This is a genomic window from Janthinobacterium sp. Bl 1 (assembly GCF_058215535.1).
The window spans coordinates 1482806-1506418 of sequence record NZ_CM177086.1; the positions used below are offsets into that span (position 1 = coordinate 1482806).

Genomic DNA, 23613 nt, shown 5'->3' on the forward strand with positions numbered 1-23613 from the left:
TCTTCAATGAAGCAAGATTTTTGTGTGCGCTCGTCAGTCGTTTTCATGCCGATGTGGTGGAATGGTGAACAGGGGCCTTGCGTGTCGAACGCGGGGTCGCCTGCCTGTGCAGTAACGTGTTTTTTTGATTCACCGGTATGGACATCATGTTAAGCAAGCTTTGTTGTGACCGGCCCTGGCTGGCCCTCGTCTTATCCCGCGCGGAGCGGTATCGCTACCGCATTTCCCGCGCCGTCCAAACCCAACCTTACCCCAGCATCCCATGAAAGACACAGGCGTCAATCTGGCCGCGCAAGAGCGGCCTCCTTCTGATCCACTCGACGACACGGGCGCCGAGGCGCCGCCGCCAGCGAGTCCGCCGAAGAAGCGCCGTTCGCGCATCTGGCCCATCTTTGCCATCATTGCGCTGGCGCTGATCGCCGGCGTGGCGTGGTTCGTCATGCGCGAGGTGCGCACCTCGGCCCTGCAGGCGGAGTTTTTCACGCGCCTGGACCGCCAGTTGGCGTTCAAGGTCGAGCCTGGTCCCGCACCGGCGGGCGCCATCCGCTATCCGCAGCACGGGCCCTACGATGAGCGCCTTGGCTATGCCAGCCTGCCGGATTTCATTACCAAGCTCAACGCGCGCGATTATGAAGTGACGGCGCAGGCGCGCATGTCGCCGAAAATGGTGCAACTGGTCGACCGGGGCATCTTTGCCACGTATCACGAGAAAAATCGCGCCGGACTATCCATCCTCGATTGCCGCGCCGCACCCCTGTTTTCGGCCAGCTATCCCGAGCGCATGTTCGACGGCTTCGCCGAAGCGCCGCCCGCGCTCGTGCAAAGCCTGCTGTTCATTGAAAACCGCGAGTTGCTCGACCCGGGCACGCCCGAGCGCAATCCGGCCGTGGAATGGGACCGCCTGAGCAAGGCTGTCCTCGACAAGGCGCTGAACCTGTTCGGCGGCCACCGCAGTGGCGGCGGCAGCACCCTGGCCACGCAGATCGAAAAATACCGGCATTCGGAAGACGGGCGCACCAGTTCCATGCAGGACAAGCTGCTGCAGATGATTTCGGCCAGCCTGCGCTCGTACCAGGATGGCGAAAATACCATGGAAGCGCGGCGCAGGATTGTCCTCAATTACCTGAACACCGTGCCGCTGTCGGCCAAGAGCGGCTTTGGCGAAGTCAACGGCATCGGCGACGGCATGTGGGTCTGGTATGGCCGTCCGTTTGCCGAAGTGAAGACCTTGCTCAAGGGCAAAATGGACCAGCCGGGCAGCGCGCTGGCCTACAAGCAGGCGCTGAGCCTCTTGATCGCGCAGCGCCGTCCCTCGCATTACCTGGTGGCCGGCGGCGCCGACCTGGAAGAATTGACCAATAGCCACCTGCGTCTGCTGGCGCAAGCGGGCGTGATTTCGCCGCAGTTGCGCGATGCGGCCATCGCCGAAAAGCTGCGTCCGTCGACGGCCTCGGGCGTGCAATCGGAAGCGTCGACCTCGTTTGTCACGCGCAAGGCCTCGAATGCCGTGCGCAACCATCTGGCCAGCATGCTCGGCGATCCGCGCTTGTACAACCTCGACCGCCTCGACCTGAAAGTGGTCAGCACGCTCGACGCGCAGGCGCAAAACGCCGTCACCAAGGTCTTGCGCGAGTTGCGCGACCCCGAAGTGGCGAAAGCAGCCGGCCTGACGGGCAAGGGCATGCTGGGCAATGGCGACCCGGCCAATGTCGTCTACAGCTTTACCTTGCTGCAAAAGGGCGACCAGGCCAACTTGCTGCGCGTGCAGACCGATAACTACGACCAGCCGCTCGACATCAACGAGGGCGCCAAGCTGGACTTGGGTTCCACGGCCAAGCTGCGCACCCTGGTGACGTATATGGACATCATCGACCAGCTGCACCAGCGCTACAGCGGCATGGGCGCCGCCGAGCTGGGCAAGATTGCCGTCGATCCGAAGGACATGCTGTCGCAGTGGGCGATTGCCTATCTGAAACCGTTGGCAATCGGCGAGGCGCGCAACTTGCCCGCCATGCTGGCGGCCGCCATGGAACGCAAATATTCGGGCAACCCGGGCGAAGGTTTCTTCACGGGCGGCGGCTTGCACCATTTCGGCAACTTCTCCAAGCTCGACGACAGCCGCATCATGACGGTGCAGCAGGCGCTGCGCCAGTCGACCAACCTGGTGTTCGTGCGCCTGATGCGCGACGTGGCCCGCTACTACATGTTTTCGCGCCCCGATTCCTCGGCCTCGCTGCTGGCGGACGCCGACGATCCGCGCCGGGCCCAGTACCTGAGCCGTTTTGCCGACAAGGAAGGGCGCGAATTCCTGCACCGTTTCTACCAGAAGTACCGCGGCAAGAGTGTCGACGAGCAGGAAAAGATCCTGCTGGCCAGTATCCGCCCGACGCCGGTGCGCCTGGCCAATATCTTCCGCACCGTCAATCCGAAGGGGACCGTGGCGGAATTCGGCGATTTCCTCAACGCCAACTTGCCATCGCAAAACGAAGTGCCGCCCGAGCGCGTGGCCAAGATGTACCAGCAGTACGCGATGGAAAACTGGTCGCTGGCCGACCGTGGCTATCTTGCCAATGTGCATCCGCTGGAACTGTGGATGGTGGCGTACCTGCGCCAGCACGAAGGTTCGACCCTGTCGCAGATGGTGGCGGCCAGCGAAAAGGAACGCCAGGAAGTGTACAAATGGCTGTTCAATACGCACCGCAAGCATGCGCAGGACCGCCGCATCGCCAACTTGCTGGAAGTGGAAGGTTTCCTGGAAATCCACCGCCAGTGGAAGAAGATGGGCTATCCGTTCGATTCGCTCGTGCCGTCGTATGCGACGACCCTGGGCGCGTCGGCCGACCGGCCTGCCGCGCTGGCCGAGTTGATGGGCATCATCATCAACGATGGCGTGCGCAAACCGAGCGTGCGCATCGATTCCATGCATTTCGCGGCCAACACGCCATATGACACCATGGTCAAGCGGGGCAGCAAGGTGGAAGCGGAGCAAGTGTTGTCGCCGGACGTGGCGCGCGCCGTTGCCAAGGCCATTCGCGAAGTGGTGTCGGACGGTACGGCGAAGCGGGCGAAGACGGCGTTTGTCGGCGCCGACGGCGTGCCGATCCCGATGGGCGGCAAGACGGGTACGGGCGACCAGCGTTTCGACGTGTATGGCGCCGGTGGCCGCCTGATCGAATCGCGCTACGTGAATCGTTCGGCCACGTTCGTGTTCAATATCGGCGAGCGCTTCTACGGCAGCATGACGGCGTACGTGCGGGGGCCGGAATCGAAAAACTACGATTTCACGAGCGCCTTGCCCGTGCAATTGCTGGTGTCGCTGGCGCCGAGTCTGATGCCGCTGATCGAAGCGCCTGCGCCGGCCGAAGGCGTGGCCAAGCAGTGTACGAATTAGCCGCTGGCAGGCAGTTGTAGCAAAACGCCGGCGTTCACGCCGGCGTTTTTTTTAGCCGGCAAACACAGCCGTCTTGTCCGCCAGGCGTGCGTGGTAGGCGGCGATGGCAGGATAGTCGGGACGCTGCATCGGTGCCATCAGCCAGCGCTTGACGGACAAGCCCAGCACGATATCAGCCAAGGTGAACGTTTCGCCGCAGACGAAGGCACCCGTGCGCTGCAGCTGCTGTTCCAGCACGCCCATCATCTTGTTCCATCCGGCAATACCGGCCGCCAGATGCGCCGCATCCTGGTGTGCCGGGCTCTGGCGCACCAGCGACATGAAGGCGTAGCGCCAGCTGTTGTTCAGGTCCCCCATCTGCCAATCCATCCATTTTTCCACTTCCGCACGGGCGCGGGGCGTGCCTGGCAGCAAGTCGTCGCGGCCTGCCTGGGCGCACAGGTAGCGACAAATCGTGTTCGATTCCCACAGCACCAGGTCGCCATCGAGCAGCACGGGTACCATGGCGTTCGGGTTCAAGGCCAGGAAAGCCGGGTCGTCGGTGCTGCGAAAGCCGCTGCCCCAGTCTTCGCGCTCGTACGGCAGGTCGAGTTCCTCGCACGTCCACAGGACCTTGCGGACGTTGATCGAGGCGGCTTTTCCAAGAATTTTCAGCATGCGGGGCTCCAGAGGGCAGGTGGTTGATCTGCCACTGTAGCGGATTTGGCCACCCCGCGCATGTGAAAGTGCCTTGCATAGTTGAGCTTTTCTTGGCATCGTAGCCACCCATGAAACCTATGCGCCACCACATGTCCAAAATCCTCGCGTTCAGCCGCTTTTCCGTGCGCGATTTCCTCGCCACCGCCGGTCCCACCTTGCTGCTCGTCGGCGCGTTTTGCGCGCTCGCTTACTGGCTGGTCGACCCGGCGCCGCCGCGCCAGGTAAGCCTGTCGACGGGGCAGGACAATAGCGCGTATGAAGAGTTCGGCAAAAAATATGTGGCCACCCTGGCCAAGCACGGCATCAAGGTGACCTTGCAGCCGTCGCTGGGTTCGCAGGACAACTTGCAGCGCTTAAATAGTGGCAAGACCGATATCGCCTTCGTGCAAAGCGGCTCGACGGAGCACGAGGATGCCGAGCGTCATGGCCTCATTTCCCTGGGCAGCCTGTTTACGGAACCCGTCTGGCTCTTCATGCGCGAAGACAAGGCGGTGACGGAGCTGGCGCAATTGAAGGGCATGAAGATCAACCTGGGACCAGAAGGCACGGGCGTGCCCGGCCTGTTCCGGCAGTTGCTGTCCGTTAATGGCGTGGAGGCGAACGAGCTGACGGTGAGCGACTTGCAAAACACGCCTGCCACCGTGGAGCTGCTGGAAGGACGCATCGATGGCCTCGTGTTCAGCTCGGCCCCGGAAGCGCCGCTGATCCAGATGCTGCTGCAAACGCCGGGCATCAAGCTGTTTGATTTTTCCCAAGCGGAGGCGTACACGCGGCGTTTGCCTTTCCTGACCCACGTCGTCTTGCCGCGCGGCATAGTCGACCTGGGGCAGAACATTCCTGCGCAGGATTATCATCTGATCGCGCCGACGGCCACCTTAGTCGCGCGCGAAGACTTGCATCCGGCCCTCGTCGACCTGTTCGTGCAGGCGGCGGCCCGCATCCATGGCGGCACGGGCTGGTTCCAGCAGCAGGGGCAGTTCCCGTCCGCGCGCTACACGGAAATTCCCGTGGCACCCGAAGCGCTGAAATTTTACAAGGATGGCGCGCCAGTGCTGCAGCGCTATATGAGTTTCTGGCTGGCCAATTTCTTTGACCGCATGTGGGTGCTGGTGGTGGCGCTCGGTGCCTTGATCCTGCCCCTGTCGCGCGTCGTGCCGCCGCTGTATGTATGGCGCATCCGCTCGCGCGTGTACCGCTGGTATGGCCAGCTGCGCACGGTCGAGCAGGCGCTGGAAGACGTGCCACCAGAGCAGCGTGCGCAAGTGTATGCGGTGCAATTGAAACGGCTCGACCAGATCGAGGAAATGGTCAACCAGATCTCGATTCCCCTGTCGTTTGCCGATGGGTTGTATGGCTTGCGCAGCCACATCAATTTCGTGCGCAAGCGCATTCTGTCCCTGATGCAAGCGCATTCTGTCCCTGAGGTGGGCGAGGCGGCCTCAGCGATTAACTCGCTTAACAACGCCTAACAAAACCGTAGCGAGCGGAAGGAAGTTGTGGTTGAGAAGCGCAGCTGTACGAAGGTACAGTGAGCATCGCAGACCGCAAATTACGACGCGTAGTAGGTTTTGATAGGCGTACTAAATGAGGGTGATCGACAGCTTGCGTCCGACCAGCGCGGCGGCCCGCTCCAGGGTCGACAGGGTCACGTCGCTGCTGGGGTCGAGCAGGCGGTCGAGCTGCGAGCGGCTCGTCTGCAGCAGGGCCGCCATGCGCGTCTTCGACATCGCTTGTTCCTGCATCGCCTGCGTCAGTTGCCAGGCGATCACTTCCTTGATGGCGCGGTTTTGCGTTTGCTCGAAAATGCCTTCTTCCTTGAGGAAGTCGTCGAGACTGCTGCCGAGGTGGGGAGCGGTGGCGTTCATGTCAGTTCCTTGTGGCGTTTGCGGGCCAGCGCCAGGTCGTCATCGGGCGTGGCGCGGGTTTTCTTTATAAAGCCGTGCAGCGCCACCAGGCAATCGCCGTGATGGCAGATCAGTACGCGCGCGAAACGGTTGCCGGGGTTGCCGGGCAGGCTGCTGCGTACTTCCGATAATCCATGCCCCAGATGCCGGCACAGGGGCATGCCTACGGGCCAGCGCCATTGCGCATGCATCAAGTCTTGTCCGATCACATGGCGCTCTTCGATGGGCAGCGATTTGAGCCAGTCGCGCACGGGTTCGCCGCCATTGCCGTTCGCATAGAACAGCAGGGTAATCTGCCGCAAGCCGGAAGCATCCATGACGCACCTCTACGTTGTACTATATAAGGTACATATTCGCAAGGAGAATTTGCGCCGTAGTTGAAAAAATCGGGCGCGCATGGATGGTTGTAGCCGATAGCGGACCCCAGGGTGGCCCGCCAGATCAAACACTGTTCAGATAGTCAGGCACCCAGCCACGGCAGCCCCGCCTTGCACCAGCCGCCGATCTGCTTGCGGTGGCCGTCGGCGTCCTTGTCGCCTTCGAAACCTTCGAGGATGTCGAAGCAGTTCAGGTAGCCGTGCTCGGTCGCCAGCTTGGCCGCGTGGCGCGAACGCACGCCGGAGCGGCACAGGAACAGCAGCACCTCGTCTTTGCCGGCCTGGGCGGCCAGTTGCGCGAGGAAGTCGGCATTCGGCACGCCACCGGGGTAAGTGGCCCACTGCACCGCACCATGCTGGGTATCGGCGATGTCGACCCGTCCCACCCAGTCGCGCTCGGCATTCGTGCGCACATCGATGAGCTTGACGGCGGGATCGCGTTGCAGCAAGTCGTACGCTTCCTGCGGCGTGACGGCGCCGGCATACGGCGTACCTTCATTGGCCCGGCTGCGGGCGGTGGTCAGGATGTCGGCGGCGGTGGTCATGGCGTCCTCGATGAAAGTGGGTATGTATGGTCGATTATAGTGCGCCGTCCACGCCCCGCAAACGGGAAACCACGGTGCGCGGCGCATGCACCATAACAAAGCATTTTTCAAGAATCGGCGCAAAATGCACGATAATGGTGCGTTATTCGTTTTTTGCACTTGCTTAGTGCATTCTTGATTTGACGCAAACGCAGCAGGAAAATCGCGGGCAGGAAAACTTTCACTGGGATGGCCGGGTTTTGACCTGGGCGGCGACATCCCACCAGAAGCTGGCATGGAATCTGCTATGATCCTTATGAGTTTTGGTGGCACGCAATGTTTGCTTCGCTTCATCAGCCCAGACGCATTAAGGTCGGCTCACCCCACATTCATTTAGGAGATACGCATGGCAATGACAGCCGCAGAAGTCTTGAAGATGGTAGAAGAAAACGAAGTCAAATTCGTTGATTTCCGCTTTGCTGATACCCGTGGTAAAGAGCAGCACGTGACGGTTCCCGTGTCGCACTTCGACATGGACAAATTCGAGTCGGGCCACGCCTTTGACGGTTCTTCGATCGCTGGCTGGAAAGGCATTGAAGCTTCCGACATGATCTTGCTGCCGGATCCAAACACGGCCAATATCGACCCGTTCATGGAAGAAACGACCCTGTTCATGCAGTGCGACGTGATCGAACCGTCGGACGGCAAGGGCTACGACCGCGACCCGCGCTCGATCGCGAAACGCGCAGAAGCCTACCTGAAATCGTCGGGCATGGGCGACACCGCCTACTTCGGCCCTGAGCCAGAATTCTTCATCTTCGACAGCGTGCGCTGGAAGATCGACATGTCGGGCTGCTTCGTCAAGATCGGTTCGGACGAAGGTTCGTGGTCGACCGGCAAGGACATCGAAGGCGGCAACAGCGGCCACCGTCCGACCGTCAAGGGCGGCTATTTCCCGGTGCCACCAGTGGACAGCTTCCAGGACATGCGTTCGGAAATGTGCCTGATTCTGGAATCGCTGGGCATCCCGGTTGAGGTACATCATCACGAAGTCGCCGGCGCCGGCCAGAATGAAATCGGCACCAAGTTCTCGACCCTGGTCGAGCGCGCCGACTGGACGCAAAACCTGAAATACGTGGTGTGGAACGTGGCGCACAGCTATGGCAAGACCGCCACCTTCATGCCGAAACCTATCGTTGGCGACAACGGTTCGGGCATGCACGTGCATCAATCCGTATGGAAAGATGGCAAAAACCTGTTCGCTGGCGACGGCTATGCCGGCCTGTCCGATTTCGCCCTGTACTACATCGGCGGCATCATCAAGCACGCCAAGGCACTGAACGCGATCACCAACCCGGGCACCAACTCGTACAAGCGTCTGGTACCAGGCTACGAAGCTCCAGTGAAACTGGCGTACTCGGCGAAAAACCGTTCCGCCTCGATCCGTATCCCGCACGTGGCCAATCCAAAAGGCCGCCGCGTCGAAGCGCGCTTCCCGGATCCACTGGCGAACCCGTACCTGTGCTTCGCCGCACTGCTGATGGCTGGTCTGGACGGCGTTGCCAACAAGATCCATCCGGGCGAAGCCGCCTCGAAAGATCTGTACCATCTGCCGCCGGAAGAAGACGCACTGATCCCTACGGTGTGCGCTTCGCTGGAAGAAGCCCTGGACGCCTTGGACAAGGACCGCGAGTTCCTGACCCGTGGCGGCGTATTCAGCGATTCGATGATCGATGCTTACCTGGAACTGAAAATGCAAGACGTACAGCGCATGCGCATGACCACGCATCCTGCCGAGTTCGACATGTACTACTCGCTGTAATGGCGCCACGCCGGCAATGTGCCGGTAGTGAATAAAAAAACGCGGGTGAGGCGATGGTCTTGCCCGCGTTTTTTGTTATGGCGCCACAGTGCGTTGTTGTATAGTCGGCCCAGGAACGATGCGGCACGCGCCGACAGGAGTGGAGATTGACCAAGCATTACAGAATGGCGCTGATGGCAGGATTGCTGGGCGCGGCAGCACAGGCGCACGGGCAGTTGTATGTGTGCGCCGATGCGCAAGGACACAAGACGTACACGGACAAGCGGGCTGGCGCGCATTGCCAGCTGCTCGATTTGCCAGGCGCCATGACGGAGCCGCCCCGCAAGACGGCGCCGCTGGCCGGCGCGCCGGCCCGGCCCGCCACGCAGGCGGCAGCCACGGCGGCGCCTGCCGCCGGCGCGTTTCCCAAGGTCGATGGCGCCGAGCAGCGCGCGCGCGACCTGGACCGGCGCCAGATCCTGCAGGACGAATTGCGCAGCGAAGAGCAGAAACTGGCGGCGCAGCGCCTGGAATTCAATGGCGGCCAGCCCGAGCGCCAGGGCAATGAGCGTAACTATGCGAAATACCAGGAACGAGTGGCGCAGTTGAAGGACAACATTAGCCGGACACAGCAGAACGTCGAGGCCCTGAAACGCGAGATCGCGAATATTCGGTAAAGCACATGACACTAGACAACCATTCCAGCCGCCCGGCCCACCTGGCCGGCCTTGATTTGCTCGCTTCGGCCGTGATCTTGCTCGACGGCGACGGCCGCATCAGCTATGCCAACGCGGCGGCGGAAAACCTGCTGGAAAGCTCGTTGAAAGCCCTGTCGCGGCAAAAGCTGACGGCGCTGTTCTTGAATCCGGACGAGCTGGCCGGTATTTGCGCGCAGGCGCTCGAACATAAATTTTCCGACTTGCGCCAGGACCTGACTCTGGAGCGCCCGGGGCGCGAGCCGCTGCGCGTGCACAGCATCATCAGCGCGCTCGACGCGCCGCGCGACGGCGTGCTGATCGAGCTGCGCGAAAACGTGCAGCAGCTCAAACTCGACCGCGAGGAGCGCATCCTCGACCAGAGCCAGGTCAACAAGGAGCTGATCCGCAACCTGGCGCATGAAATCAAGAACCCGCTGGGCGGCATCCGCGGCGCGGCCCAGCTGCTGGAGCTGGAATTGCCGGCCCTGCACCTGAGCGAGCTGCGCGAATACACGCAGGTGATTATCAAGGAAGCGGACCGCCTGCAAACCCTGGTCGACCGCCTGCTGGCGCCGCACCGCCGCCCGCATATCGTCGGCGACGTGAATATCCACGAAGTGTGCGAAAGGGTACGCAGTCTGATCCTGGCCGAGTTTCCCAGCGGTCTGACCATTTCGCGCGATTACGATGCCTCCATCCCCGAGTTTCGCGGCGACAAGGAGCAACTGATACAGACCGTGCTCAACATCGCGCACAACGCGGCGCAAGCGCTGGCAGAACGCATCGAGGCGGGCGATGCGGAGCTCATTTTCAAGACGCGCGTGGCGCGCCAGGTGACCCTGGCCAAGGTCCGCTACAACCTGGCATTAGACTTGCATATCATTGACAATGGACCGGGCATCGCACCCCAGATCCGCGACCGGATTTTCTACCCGCTGGTGTCGGGCAGGGAAGGCGGCAGCGGGCTGGGGCTGACCTTGGCGCAAACCTTCGTGCAACAGCACCTGGGCGTGATCGAGTGCGAAAGCCGGCCTGGATACACCGATTTCAGGATCGTTCTACCCTTGCCATAAGCGAGGAGGTATCCCACCCATGAAATCCATTGCGGGACGCACACACTAATGAAGCCAATCTGGATAGTTGACGACGACGAATCAATCCGCTGGGTGCTGGAAAAAGCCCTGGCGCGGGAAAATCTCGCCACCAAGAGTTTTGCCAATGCGCGCGACGCCATCGCCGCGCTGGAATTTGACACGCCGCAAGTGCTCGTGTCCGATATCCGCATGCCGGGCGCATCCGGCCTGGAATTGCTGCAGACAGTCAAGTCGCGCTTTCCCGGCTTGCCGGTTATCATCATCACGGCCTTTTCCGACCTCGACTCGGCCGTCGCAGCCTTCCAGGGCGGCGCCTTCGAATACCTGGCCAAGCCTTTCGATATCGACAAGGCTGTTGAGCTGATCCGCCGCGCGCTCGAAGAAAGCCTGCGCGAGACCAGCGTCGAATCGGGCCCGTCGGAAACGCCGGAAATCCTCGGCCAGGCGCCGGCCATGCAGGAAGTCTTCCGCGCCATCGGCCGGTTGTCGCAATCGAACGTGACGGTGCTCATCACGGGCGAATCCGGTTCCGGCAAGGAACTCGTGGCGCGCGCGCTGCACAAGCACAGTCCGCGCGCGGCGCAGCCGTTCATTGCCCTCAACACGGCGGCGATCCCGAAGGATTTGCTCGAGTCCGAACTGTTCGGCCACGAACGCGGTGCCTTCACGGGCGCGCAGACGACGCGCCGGGGCCGCTTTGAGCAAGCCGAGAACGGCACTCTGTTCCTCGATGAAATCGGCGACATGCCGTTCGACTTGCAGACGCGTTTGCTGCGCGTGCTGTCCGACGGCCATTTCTATCGCGTCGGCGGGCATCAGCCGATGAAGGCGAACGTGCGCGTCATTACGGCCACGCACCAGAACCTCGAGCAGCGCGTGCGCGACGGCCTGTTCCGCGAGGACTTGTATCACCGCCTGAACGTGATCCGCCTGCGCCTGCCCAGTTTGAGGGAGCGGCGCGAGGATATCCCCATCCTGGTGCGCCACTTTCTGGTGCAAAGCGCGCGCCAGCTGGGCGTGGAAGCCAAACGCATGAGCGAGCCGACAATGCAGTTCCTCAGCGGTCTCGATTTGCCCGGCAATGTGCGCCAGCTGGAAAACCTGTGCAACTGGATCACCGTGATGGCGCCGGGCCAGACGGTGGAAATCAAGGATTTGCCGCTGGAATTGACGCAGGGGCAGGGCGATGGCGCGGCCACTGCGGCGGCGGGAGAGGCTGCGCCGGCAGCCGTTGCCCACCCGCACGGCGGCCAGGTCTTTGAAGCTGCCGCGCCCGCCAACGGCGCGCCGCCGGGCTGGATCGGCTTGCTGGAATTGCAGGCGGCCGGCATGCTGGGCGCGGGGCAGCAGGAAGTCATGGCCGTGCTGGGACGGCAGTTCGAGTCGGCCCTGATCAAGACGGCGCTCAAGCATACGCACGGGCGCAAGAACGACGCCGCCGTGCGCCTGGGCATTGGCCGCAACACCATCACCCGCAAGATATCCGAACTGGGCATCGACGGCGCCAAAGACGATTGATTGCCGTCCGGACGGGGCTCCGCCCCGTCCGCTTCCCCTCCTGGCGTTCCTCGCACGCCACAACACCCACAACAGGCGATAAGGTAAGCTGACGCCTGCCGGACTGTTTCGTCCGGTCTTAACTTTATTGTGGAAACTGTATGCTGATTAACTGCGTGGCCTACCAGGATGGCAAAAAACTGGCCGACTTGCCGATCGACGACATCAGCGATTACGTCGAGCGCCCCGATTGCTTCGTCTGGGTGGCCCTGCTCGACGCCACGCCGGACGAGCTGAAACAGATGCAGCACGAGTTTTGCCTGCACGAACTGGCCGTCGAGGATGCGCAGCGGGGCCACCAGCGGCCGAAGATCGAGGAATATGGCGATTCCCTGTTTGCCGTTGTGAAAACCGTGGAAATGGTCGAGAACGAACTGGTGCTGGGCGAAGTCGACATTTTTGTTGGCGCCAATTACGTGCTCTCGTCGCGCAGCAACAGCTCGCAAGGTTTCCTCGGCGTGCGTGCGCGTGCCGAGCGCGAGCCGCACTTGCTGCGCCAGGGTTCGGCTTTCGTGCTGTACGCGCTGATGGACGCCGTCGTCGACCGTTACTTTCCCGTGCTCGACGCGCTCGAATCGGAGCTGGAATTGATCGAGGACCGCATCTTCGACCGTGGCACCGAGCGTGACAATATCGAACGGCTGTATCAATTGAAACGCAAGGTCATGGTCTTGCGCCACGTGGTGGCGCCCCTGATGGAAGCGGTGGGCAAGCTGCACGGCGGGAGAGTGCCGCCGCTGTGCCACGATACCCAGGAGTATTTCCGCGACGTGCACGACCATCTGGCGCGCATCAACGGCACGCTCGACACCATCCGCGACACGATCAGCACGGCCATCCAGGTGAATCTGTCGATGGTGGCCATCGATGAGAGCGAAGTGAACAAGCAGTTGGCGGCCTGGGCCGCTATTTTCGCCGTGTTCACGGCATTTGCCGGCATCTGGGGCATGAACTTCAAGTTCATGCCGGAACTGGACTGGCAGTATGGCTATCCGGCCGCCGTGGCAGTGATGAGCTGTGTCTGCGGTTATATGTATTACTTGTTCAAGCGCTCCGGCTGGCTATAAAAAATTCCTGTGTATCTGTATTATTAAGCAATAGCCGGGGGTACAATCGCGGCAAGTCCGTTGACCCGGGCCTTTGCTGAGGATCGCCGCGCCGGCAGCTGTGCCTGCGCTTTCCGTGCTGCGCAGGAGCATTCATGAGTATTCCGTTGTTTGATGTGAATTCGCAAGAACCCCTGTTCGATCCCGAGCAGCGGCGCACCCTGGCGGAGGCGGCCCTGCGTTCGATCACCGCCTCGACGGCGCACGCCCGTGGCGACGACTTCCTGCGCATCCTCGTCAAGGACCTGGCCGAAGCGCTCGACGTGCACTATGTGATCGCCGGTCGGCTGGTGCGCATGGACGATGGCAGCGAAGGCATCCGCACCCTGGCCCTGTGGGGCGGCGACGGCTACCAGCCGAATATCGAATACAGCCTGCAGCACACGCCTTGCCAGGATGTGACCTGCCAGAGCATGTGTTTTCACGGCAGCGATATCCAGCGTCGCTTTCCACTTGATAGCCTCCTGGTCGACATGCATGCGGAAAGCTATGTCGGCATGCCGCTGATCGATACCGATGGCAAGACCCTGGGCATCCTGTCGGCCATCGACACGCGGCCCATCGATGAAAACAAGCGCTTGCTGGCCTTGCTGCTGCTGTCGATCTTCTCGGCCCGCGGCGCGGCCGAGCTGCAGCACCAGGAGCGCACCCAGCAGCTGGAAGAAATCGTGCGCGTGCGTACCGAGTCGCTGGTGGCGGCGCAGGCGAACCTGATCGAGCAGGAACAGATGGCGGCCCTTGGCTCGCTCGTGGCCGGTGTCTCGCATGAAGTCAACACGCCGATCGGCGTGGCGCTGACGGCGGCGTCGAGCATGGGCAGCTATGCCGACCAGCTGGTGCAGCTGCTGGGCGGCGCCAAGGTCAGCCGCGCCGAACTGATCGACATTGCCGAGTCGCTCAAGGGAGCGGCGGCCCTGATCGAGCGCAATCTGGCGCGCGCCGCCGACCTGATCGGCAATTTCAAGCAACTGGCCGTGGACCAGGTCAGCGAATACGTGGCCGACCTGGCACTGCACGACTACGTGCACGGCCTGGTGTCGGCGCACAGCCCGGAACTGCGCAAGGCTGCGCTGGGCGTGGAACTCGATATCGCTCCCGATTGCCAGGTGCGCCTGGCGGCCGGCAAGCTGTCGCAAATCCTTTCGAACCTCTTAATGAACAGCGCGCGCCACGGCTATCCGCAGGGCGGCCCGGGCCGCATCACGATCCGCGCGCGCATCGAGGCGGACGGCGATGGCGCCGATGCGCGCTGGCTGCTGCTGGACTTTTCCGACGACGGCATCGGCCTGGCGCCGGCCGTGCGCGAACACATGTTTGAACCGTTTTTCACCACCAAGCGTGGCCAGGGCGGCTCCGGCCTGGGCATGCACATCGTCTACACCATCGTGCAGCAACTGGGCGGCCAGGTGTGCGCCATCGACTGCACTCCCGGCTGTCATATACAAATCAGGCTGCCGCTGGCCAACTGACACCGCGCGGCCTCCCGTCTAGCGGGGAGGGGCCGTCCTATCCCAAGCCGCCTCCGTTTTTCACATGTTGTATGTACGCCATACGCATGCTGAGTTCTGTTGACACTCATATTCTTGCCGTGATTCTATGTAGTTGTCTAGTTGACTTTTAGTCTCCTAGTGCCATTTCTGTACAAGTGTGCCAGCGAACTTCACGGTGCCTGATCAGGTGCCGTGCGAGACGTTTCCTTTAGATGAACGAGTGCAATCCGGGTAGCAAATCCGGAGTCATATATAACCGTACAAATGAAAAAAGGGTTCACCATGCTTAAAGAAACCGTCATCTCTCGTGCAGTTCGCATCGTCTGCGCCGGTGGTGTAGTTGCCGCCATGTCAGTTGTTTCGCAGTCCGCGATTGCACAAGATGCGCAGGGCGCCGATGCGCAAATCCAGCGCGTTGAAGTCACCGGCTCGTCGATCAAACGGATCGCCGCCGAAGGCGCTTTGCCGGTCACCGTCCTGACCGCTGAAGCCATCCGCACATCGGGCGCCACCTCGGTCACCGATCTGGTCAAGAAACTCTCTTCCGCCCAGGGCGCCACCAGTGAAAGCTCCTCGGTTGGCGGCAGCACCTTCGGTTTTTCCGGTATTTCCGTGCATAACGTGGGTGAGACGCGTACGCTCGTCTTGCTGAACGGTAAACGCCTGGCCCAGTTCGGCGGCCAGACGCTGACGGGTTTCGCCGCTGGCTTCGACTTGAACTCGATCCCTATCTCGGCAATTGAACGCGTGGAACTGCTGACCGATGGTGCCTCCGCCCTGTACGGTGCCGATGCCATCGCCGGCGTGGTCAACTTCATTACCAAGCACGATACGACGATCGGTGATGTGACCATCGGCTATTCCGCACCCAAAAACGGTGCGCGTGAAAAACGCCTCAGCGCCACCAAGGGCTTTGGCAATCTGGACGAAGATGGCTACAACGTGGTGCTGACCTTTGGCCACGATGAGCGCGACAAGCTCGCTTCCGTCGACCGCAAGTTCGCCAACACGGGCAAGGTGCAATTCTCGGCCAATGGCAAGCGCTATCAGAAGCAGCAGTTTTCGGCCAGCCCGATTCCTGCCAATGCCACCGATGACAATGGCCAGCTGATCAGCCCTTACCAGAAGGCCAACGGTTCCTGCCCGGAAAAGACGTTCCGCGTGATCGAACCGTATAACGATGGCAGCGGCCTGGTCGATGACTATTGCGGCTATGACTTTACCAAGGACCTGGAAATCTATCCGGAACGCAAACGCGACAACTTCATGGCGTCGGGCACCTTCAAGCTCGCCGGCCAGGAAGTGTATGCGGACGTATTGCTGTCACGCACCAAACAGACTTCGCGTATCGCTCCCGTACCTGGCGCGATCGCCGTCGATGCGGGCACGCCGCTGCATGACAAGTATTTGGTGCCAGCGGGTATCACCGGCGATAGCACGGCGTTCTACCGCTTGTTCGACATGGGCCAGCGTACCTCGAAAGATACGGCAGATTTTGCCAGTGTGGTGGTCGGCACGCGCGGCATTCTGGCCGGCTGGGACTATAACGCAGCCTATAACTTCTCCGAAAGCCGCGTAAAAGGCAGTATTTCCGGTTATCCTGGCGCCATTGCCGTCAATAACCTCACGTCGAGCGGCTTGCTCGATCCCTTCGTCGGCCCGGGCAAGCAGTCCCCTGCGGCACAGGAAGCGATCAAGTCGGCCGCGTACTCCGGTTACTGGGACGGCGGCACTTCGCGCCTGCAGACGATTAACCTGAATGGCTCGACGGAACTGCGCCGACTGCCTGGCGGCGCAATGATGCTGGGCATGGGCGTGAACATCAACCGCGAGGAATTCTCCGCCAAGCCAAGTCCGTTTGCGCAAGGCATCCTGGCCGATCCCGTGAAGGGCACCTTGTGCGGCGGCACGACGGGGCTGGAATGCGACCAGCGTTTCGGCGACGCGGCCAGCAGCCAGCCGTACAGCGCCAGCCGTACGTCGAAGGGCATTTTTGGCGAAGTCATCGCGCCTGTGCTGAAAGAGCTGGAATTGGGCGCCGCCTTGCGTTTCGATGAATTCTCGGACTTTGGTGGTGCAACCACGGCCAAGGCCAGCTTCAAGTGGACGCCGGCACCTACCTTGCTGATTCGCGGTTCGGTCGGCAATGGTTTCCATGCGCCGACAGTGCCACAAGTCAACGCCTTGCAGCGCGGCTACGGCGTCACTAGCGACAAGTACACGTGCTCGCCAGCCTTGCAGGCAATCGCCACGCGTCTCAATGCGCAATGCCAGCCAGGCAACCGCCAGTACGACCAGCTGGCCGGCGGCAACCGCGAATTGCAGCCTGAGAAATCGAAACAGGCAACCATCGGCTTCCGTTACGAGCCGATCAGCGCCATCACCCTGGGCGCCGACCTGTGGCATGTGCAGATCCGCGATTCCTTCGGCCAACTGACCGAACAGCTGGTATTTGCCAATCCGGCCAACTTCCCGAAATCCTGGGGCGTCAACAAGGACGTGGGCACGGGGACTACCTACCTGGCCTTCCTGGCTGACAACCAGAACTTGGGCAAGTCGTTTGCCACCGGTGTCGATATCGATGTCAGCGCCCGTTACCGCTCCGGCATCGGCCTGTTCACGTCGCAGCTGAACGCGACGCAGATGCTGCGCGAGGACGTGCAGCTGGAACGCAATGGCAGGTATTATTCGGCGCTGGGCAACTTCGCCGATCTGGGCTCGGTGACGTTCCGCACACGCGGCCAGTGGACGAACACCCTGAAAACGGGCAATTGGTCCAACTCGCTGACCGTCAACTTCCTGTCCGGCTACAAGGACCAGGAAACGTCGGTCGACGTGCTGGACGCGTCGGGCGCCGTGACGGGCCAGGAAAAGATCCGCATGCAGGTGGGTTTCTATTCGACCCTCGACTGGCAAACGGTATGGACCCCAAGCAAGAGCTGGGTCCTGACCGCCGGCCTGCTGAACCTGACCGACAAGAGCCCGCCATTCGTGCCATCGACGGCCGGCGCGAACCGCGGCCAGCAATTCGGCTATGACGACCGCTACTACGATCCGCGCGGCCGTACGGGCTACCTGAATGCTTCGTACAAGTTTTAAGCAAGGTACGCAGGCAACAAAAAACCGGCACTGAGTGCCGGTTTTTTTTCGTCCCGCCGCAGCGCGGGGAGGGCAGGGCCTAGCGGCCCGCCGCCATCGACAGGGCCACCGCCTCGGCCACCTTGATGCCGTCGACGGCCGCCGACAGGATGCCGCCCGCATAGCCGGCGCCTTCGCCGGCGGGGAACAGTCCCCGCGTGTTCAGGCTTTGCAGGTCATCGTCGCGGCGCTTGATGCGGATCGGCGACGAGGTACGCGTTTCCACGCCCGTCAGCACGGCATCGGCCTTGTAGTAGCCCTTGATTTGCTTGTTGAACGCCGGAAATGCTTCGCGCAGGGCCGTGATCGCGTATTCGGGCAAGGATGGCGCCAGGTCCGTCAGGTGCACGGCCGGTTTGTACGACGGCACCACGCTGCCAAATTCCGTCGAGGCGCGGCCGGCCACGAAGTCGCCGACCAATTGTCCTGGCGCATCGTAGTTGCCGCCGCCCAAGGCAAACGCGCGCTCTTCCAGTTCGCGCTGCAGGGCGATGCCGGCCAGCGGGTCGCCCGGGTAGTCGGCCGGCGTGATGCCGACGACGATGGCGCTGTTGGCGTTGCGCTCGTTGCGCGAGTACTGGCTCATGCCGTTCGTCACCAGGCGGCCTGGTTCGGATGCTGCTGCCACCACCGTGCCGCCCGGGCACATGCAGAAGCTGTACACGGAGCGGCCATTGCTGGCGTGGTGCACGAGCTTGTAGTCGGCCGCACCCAGAATCGGGTGGCCGGCGCTGGGGCCGAAGCGGCAGCTGTCGATCAGCGATTGCGGGTGTTCCACGCGGAAGCCGATCGAGAACGGTTTCGCTTCGATGTACACGCCGCGGCGGTGCAGCATCTCGAAGGTGTCGCGCGCGCTGTGGCCGATGGCCAGCACGACGTGGTTGCTGGCGATGGTTTCGCCATTGTCCAGCACCACGCCGCGCACCTGGCCGCCATCGCTGCCTGGCTCGATGTCGAGATCGACCACTTTGCTGCTGAAGCGGTATTCGCCGCCCAGCTGTTCGATATTGGCGCGCATTTCTTCCACCATCTTGACCAGGCGGAAGGTACCGATGTGTGGCTTGCTCACATACATGATTTCTTCAGGCGCGCCGGCCTTGACGAATTCCGTCAGTACCTTGCGGCCGTAGTGCTTGGGATCCTTGATCTGGCTGTACAGCTTGCCGTCCGAGAAGGTGCCGGCGCCGCCTTCGCCGAATTGCACGTTCGATTCCGGGTTCAGCTCGCGCTTGCGCCAGAAGCCGAAGGTGTCGACCGTGCGTTCGCGCACCTGCTTGCCCCGTTCCAGGATGAGGGGGCGCAAGCCCATCTGCGCCAGGATCAGCGCCACGAACAGGCCGCACGGGCCCGTGCCGATGACGATGGGGCGCGGTTCATTGGTATGGCCGGCCAGCTGTTCGCCGCCGGCGACGAATTTATAGTCGGTGTCGGGCGCGGGCATCAGATGGATATCGTGGCCCAGGCGCGCCAGCACGGCCGCTTCATTCTTGACATCCACGTGCAGCGAGTAAATCAACACCACGGCACTGCGCTTGCGTGCGTCATAGCTGCGCTTGAAGACGGTAAAGCCGAGCAGCTCATCGGCGGCAATGCCGAGGCGCGCCAGGATGGCGGCGGGCAGTGCCGCTTCGTCGTGTTCGAGGGGGAGTTTTACTTCGTTGAGTCGCAACATGATGTGTATTTTTAAAAATTGCCGGGCTCCGTATCTAGCGGAGAGTGTGTGGTGACGCGTGAGGGCATCCGGCCGCTATTTTACCTCCACAATGCTCGCTGCCTCGTTTCCCCGGACCTTTTTGGGGGCGAAAAAGGCAGGCATGCCGTCTGCGCGCATGCTCGCCACCGTGCCGTGAGGGAATCTGGAGGTGTTTCCTGGATGCCACAAACTGGTGCAAACCAGTGCGCTGCTGGTGCATCCGCCGCTCCTTGTTGGGGCACACAAATCCGGACCTTATTTTTCGCGTAAATTTGTGTTGCTTTTTTGTTGTGGCCGCTTGATTTTGTTGACGCCTTGCCATTGCGTGTGATTTGATAGTGTTTTGTTACTCGCAGGTGCAATTCCGTATCTTTGTTTCGCACGCATTTAAGGAAATGAGCAGCGTTGTCTCTTGCCGCTGCCACTTCCTCAATGGAGTGCGGGATTTTTATTTTAAGATGATGACGAGGAATTTCTTTTTATACAGAACTATTCTGAAAAAATCTGATTGATTTATTGCGGGATGGATCTGCAATATATTCGGCCTCGTTCCGTAAAATAATTTCGTCTTGTGCGTCATTTATTTTGCGGGCTCTTTATATCCATCTTTTTAGAAACAACTCTTCCTGCAGTATTCTGATTCCATTGGTGCAAAGCCACTGTTTGCAGGCATTCCAAGCAAGTTTGATTATCGTCCGCGAATGTTTTCATTCAGCCTGGATGCGTTTCCGCGTGCCTGTTTCCTGGATAAATTGAAGTGTTGCGCCAACAGAACAGTTTTCCTAATTTTATTGACCAGTCCGTTTCAATATGTTCCGATGTGTCATTCTGTTTTCTTTGCCTATGCAAAGTGGACCGAGAGGATGCCTTGTGTGACGGGATTGCAAGGTGATGAGAGTAAAAAGCGTTCAAAAACGCATAAGTGTGAGTGATAAACTCCTTTACCAAAGCAGTAATACTGCGCTCATAAATAAATAGGGAATGACATGTTGAGAAAAACTGTAATAGCACGTGCATTAACGATCGCTTTCAGCGCATCGGTATTGAGCGTTGCGATTGTTCCAGCGGTAATGGCACAGTCGAATGCCACGGGCAACATCATCGGCAAGATTGCGCCGGATGCCAGCGCGTCGGTGCAGATCGTCGGTTCCGACAATGGTTTCAAGCGGACCATTTCGCCCGATGCAAGCGGTACTTTCCGCATCACCTCCCTGCCAGTCGGTAACTACAAGGTAACGCTGCTGAAAGGTTCTTCCGTCGTCAGCACGCAGGACGTGGAAGTGCGCATCGGCCAGGAAAGCGAAGTAGCGCTGCAGCAAGTGCAAACCGTGAACGTGACGAGCCGCCGCCGCGCGATCGATGTCACCAGCTCCAACTCCGGTTCCTCCTTCAATTCGCGCGAGCTGGCTACTCTGCCACTGGCGCCTACGGTTGCCAACATTGTGCAATTGGCAGGCGGCACCACGCGCGCCGACTCGCGCTACGGCAACAACGCCGCCAGCTTCGGCGGCTCCAGCGCATCGGAAAATGCGGCGTATATCAACGGTTTCCCCGTCACCAACAGCCTGTACCAGGTTGGCTACTCTTCCCTGCCTTTCGGCTCGATTGCTGAAGCGCAAATCATCACCGGCGGCTACGGCGCCGAGTTTGGACGTTCGACGGGTGGCGTGGTCAATATCACCACCAAGAGCGGTACCAATAACTGGGAATTCGGTGCCGGCTTTACCTACGCGCCTGATTCGCTGCGCGGCAAAGCCAAGAACATCATGTTCCCGAACACGGGCGCCAATCCCAAGACGGATGGCAAGATCTACAACTACCGCGAAGGCGACAAGCTGACCGAGAAGGTCTACAACGCCTACGTCAGCGGCCCGCTGATCAAGGACAAGCTGTTCATCTATCTGGGTGGCGAATTTACCAAAATGGACCGCGAAACGGCACGCCTGGCATCGACCAGCACCGTGAACAACCAGACCGGCTGGCTGGTGCAAAAATCCGAGGTGCCGCGCTATATCGCCAAGATCGACTGGAATATCACCGACAACAACCGCCTCGAATACACGCATATTTCGGACGAGTCGAATGTTAACGATCAATACTACGGCTTCAACTATGACACCAAGAAGCGCGGCTATGTGCAGAACGGCGGCGCCAAATTCAAGAACTATTCGGCAGGTGTGCTGTTCCTGAACGCCACCGGCGCTGCGCTGGCGGCAGCCCAGGGCTCCAACATCGACATCCTCAAGCTGACCAGCTATGTGACCGATGATCTGACCGTGCAAGCCCTGATCGGCCAGGCCAAGACGCAACGCGAGCAAAATCCGTTTGGCTACATTCCAGGCTTGCGTCCTGTCGTTGCCTCCCCGGATAACCAGGTGCCAGGCGTGAATTACCAGCCTAGCCAGGTGCAAGGTTTCAGCTCGGCCCTGTTGCGTGATGGTGCGCAAGATACCAACCGCGGCTATCGCCTGGATCTGGAATACAAACTGGCCAAGCAGCATACGATACGCGGCGGTCTGGATCACAACAAGATCAATGCCCTGAACGGCACGGAAGCGGCTGGCGGCGGTACCTGGACGTACCTGAAGACCAATCCGAACACGGTATTGTCTGGCCACAATATGTCGCCGGCAGCTGGCGGCGGTTATGGTACCCAAGGTTACTACGTGCGTGAAAATCTGCAGCGCGGCGGCTCCACTCCGACCGTCGAGCAATCGGCGCAGTACATCGAGGACCGCTATCAAGCCACTGAAAACCTGGTCGTGACACTGGGCTTGCGCAATGAGTCGTTCAAGAACATGAACGGTATCGGCGAAACCTTCGTGGAACAGAAAAACATGCTGGCACCGCGCTTGAATGCGGCCTGGAATGTGTACGGCGACGGTTCCCTGAAAGTCTTCGGTACGGCTGGCCGCTATTTCATGCAATTGCCTGCCAACATGGCCGTACGTTTTGCCGGCGCTTCGCTGAACACCGACCGCTTCTACACCTACACCGGCGTCAACCCAACCACCGGCGCACCGCTGGGCTTGAACCCGATCAGCAATGTCGTGTCGGCTAACAATGAATTTGGCCAGGAAAAACGCGCCAATGAATTGGCTGCGACCAACTTGAAGGCTCACTTCCAGGACGAGATCAACCTGGGCTTCGAGAAGGCCCTGACGCCTGATTTCAACGGCGGTATCAAGTTTACCTACCGTAAGCTGAAAAACACGATCGATGACTACTCGGATCCACGTGCCATCTCGGCCAAGCTGACGGGCGCTGAAAAAGAGTACTTCGACGATCATGGCTGGAACGGCGCCCTGTTCAATCCAGGCAAAGACAACACCTTCATGATCCCAGTGGGACCAAACGGTGCACAGCGCGCGGTGACGATTTCGGCTGCCGATGCAGGCTTCCCGGAAAAAGCCAAGCGTACCTACACGGCGCTGGAATTCATGCTCGAACATCCGATGCGCAATGGCTGGTACGGCAAGATGAACTACACGTGGTCGCGCAGCGAAGGCAATCAGGAAGGCCAGACCAAGTCGGATAACGGCCAGGCCGACGTGGGCTTCAGCTCGGGCTGGGACTTCCCTGAAACGATGGTCAACGGCAGCGGCTTGTTGCCGAACAACCGTACGCATCAGTTGAAAACCTACGGCTACTATGAGTTCACGAGCCAGTTCGGCGTCGGTGGCAACTTGCTGGTGGCAACGGGCCGTCCAATGTCGCGTACTTGCAATATCCCAGCGTCCATGGATCAACAGGGCTTGGGCTTGTCGCAATACGGCTCGATCTTCTTCCTGTGCCCAACCGGCCCGAACGGCCGCGGCGCTTACGGTACGCTGCCAACGGAAATGCGCCTGGACTTGAACTTCATCTACAAGCCAGAGCAAATCAAGGGCATCGTACTGAAAGTCGACGTGCTGAACGCAACCAACCGTCAAGTGGCGCAATCGATCGACGAGGCTTACAACACCAGCGCCGCCGGTACTGCAGTCAGCCCAACCGCTGGCATGGTCAATGCGTATTCGAGCCCGCGCACCGTGCGCTTGTCGGCTCAGTACAGCCACAAGTTCTGATGTGACTCCGCCTTCGCCGGCTGACCTTGGTCAGCTGGCGTAGACTGGGATGTACAGGCAAGTCTAGAAGTTTC

At 60.6% G+C, this 23613-nt stretch carries 15 protein-coding genes; 10 read left to right on the forward strand and 5 right to left on the reverse strand.

What is annotated here, in order from left to right:
• The first annotated feature begins 262 nt into the window (after positions 1 to 262).
• Positions 263 to 3391 (forward strand): transglycosylase domain-containing protein, encoded by a 3129-nt coding sequence (locus tag AC4BCN_RS06770; protein WP_490492855.1) that lies wholly within the window; start codon positions 263 to 265, stop codon positions 3389 to 3391.
• Between the two features lie 51 nt (positions 3392 to 3442).
• Here AC4BCN_RS06770 and AC4BCN_RS06775 read toward each other — a convergent pair whose 3' ends face one another.
• Positions 3443 to 4048 carry a glutathione S-transferase family protein gene (locus tag AC4BCN_RS06775; RefSeq protein ID WP_490492856.1) on the reverse strand — a complete coding sequence of 202 codons (606 nt, stop codon included), beginning with the start codon at positions 4046 to 4048 and terminating at the stop codon, positions 3443 to 3445.
• Positions 4049 to 4179: 131 nt separating this feature from the next.
• On the opposite strand from AC4BCN_RS06775, the gene AC4BCN_RS06780 reads away from it, so the two are divergent.
• The gene (locus tag AC4BCN_RS06780) at positions 4180 to 5559 is read left to right on the forward strand and encodes a TAXI family TRAP transporter solute-binding subunit (protein ID WP_490492857.1); all 1380 of its coding nucleotides are present in this window, start codon (positions 4180 to 4182) and stop codon (positions 5557 to 5559) included.
• Positions 5560 to 5670: 111 nt separating this feature from the next.
• On the opposite strand, the gene AC4BCN_RS06785 is transcribed toward AC4BCN_RS06780, so the two are convergent.
• From AC4BCN_RS06785 to AC4BCN_RS06795, 3 genes are all read right to left on the reverse strand, one after another.
• Positions 5671 to 5955, reverse strand: a complete 285-nt coding sequence (locus AC4BCN_RS06785; protein ID WP_070303349.1) for an XRE family transcriptional regulator — start codon at positions 5953 to 5955, stop codon at positions 5671 to 5673.
• Positions 5952 to 6311 carry a type II toxin-antitoxin system RelE/ParE family toxin gene (locus AC4BCN_RS06790; RefSeq protein ID WP_490492858.1) on the reverse strand — a complete coding sequence of 120 codons (360 nt, stop codon included), beginning with the start codon at positions 6309 to 6311 and terminating at the stop codon, positions 5952 to 5954. Before AC4BCN_RS06790 ends, AC4BCN_RS06785 begins: the two co-directional genes overlap by 4 nt.
• A 143-nt stretch (positions 6312 to 6454) precedes the next feature.
• Positions 6455 to 6916, reverse strand: a complete 462-nt coding sequence (locus AC4BCN_RS06795) for a rhodanese-like domain-containing protein (RefSeq protein WP_490492860.1) — start codon at positions 6914 to 6916, stop codon at positions 6455 to 6457.
• 385 nt (positions 6917 to 7301) lie between these two features.
• On the opposite strand from AC4BCN_RS06795, the gene glnA reads away from it, so the two are divergent.
• The 7 genes from glnA (at position 7302) to AC4BCN_RS06830 (ending at position 17740) form a co-directional block, all read left to right on the forward strand.
• Entirely contained in the window at positions 7302 to 8717 is a 1416-nt protein-coding gene (glnA, locus tag AC4BCN_RS06800; RefSeq protein ID WP_029496182.1) for a type I glutamate--ammonia ligase, read from the forward strand.
• Positions 8718 to 8890: 173 nt separating this feature from the next.
• A complete protein-coding gene (locus tag AC4BCN_RS06805; RefSeq protein ID WP_128140903.1) occupies positions 8891 to 9373 on the forward strand; it encodes a DUF4124 domain-containing protein in 483 nt (160 codons plus the stop codon).
• Positions 9374 to 9378: 5 nt separating this feature from the next.
• Positions 9379 to 10467, forward strand: coding sequence for a nitrogen regulation protein NR(II) (gene glnL, locus AC4BCN_RS06810; RefSeq protein WP_139090158.1), 1089 nt, complete (start codon positions 9379 to 9381; stop codon positions 10465 to 10467).
• A gap of 48 nt (positions 10468 to 10515) precedes the next feature.
• Entirely contained in the window at positions 10516 to 12006 is a 1491-nt protein-coding gene (gene ntrC / locus AC4BCN_RS06815) for a nitrogen regulation protein NR(I) (protein ID WP_072454285.1), read from the forward strand.
• A 140-nt stretch (positions 12007 to 12146) separates the two neighbouring features.
• The gene (corA, locus tag AC4BCN_RS06820; protein WP_128140454.1) at positions 12147 to 13112 is read left to right on the forward strand and encodes a magnesium/cobalt transporter CorA; all 966 of its coding nucleotides are present in this window, start codon (positions 12147 to 12149) and stop codon (positions 13110 to 13112) included.
• A 134-nt stretch (positions 13113 to 13246) separates the two neighbouring features.
• A complete protein-coding gene (locus AC4BCN_RS06825; RefSeq protein ID WP_485882483.1) occupies positions 13247 to 14620 on the forward strand; it encodes an ATP-binding protein in 1374 nt (457 codons plus the stop codon).
• A 303-nt stretch (positions 14621 to 14923) separates the two neighbouring features.
• Entirely contained in the window at positions 14924 to 17740 is a 2817-nt protein-coding gene (locus AC4BCN_RS06830) for a TonB-dependent receptor plug domain-containing protein (RefSeq protein ID WP_254671621.1), read from the forward strand.
• A 79-nt stretch (positions 17741 to 17819) separates the two neighbouring features.
• On the opposite strand, the gene AC4BCN_RS06835 is transcribed toward AC4BCN_RS06830, so the two are convergent.
• Positions 17820 to 19451, reverse strand: coding sequence for an NAD(P)/FAD-dependent oxidoreductase (locus AC4BCN_RS06835; RefSeq protein ID WP_338680940.1), 1632 nt, complete (start codon positions 19449 to 19451; stop codon positions 17820 to 17822).
• A gap of 1091 nt (positions 19452 to 20542) precedes the next feature.
• Here AC4BCN_RS06835 and AC4BCN_RS06840 point away from each other — a divergent pair.
• Complete coding sequence (locus AC4BCN_RS06840) at positions 20543 to 23539, forward strand: TonB-dependent receptor (protein ID WP_175560493.1); 2997 nt, start codon at positions 20543 to 20545, stop codon at positions 23537 to 23539.
• Positions 23540 to 23613 lie beyond the last annotated feature (74 nt).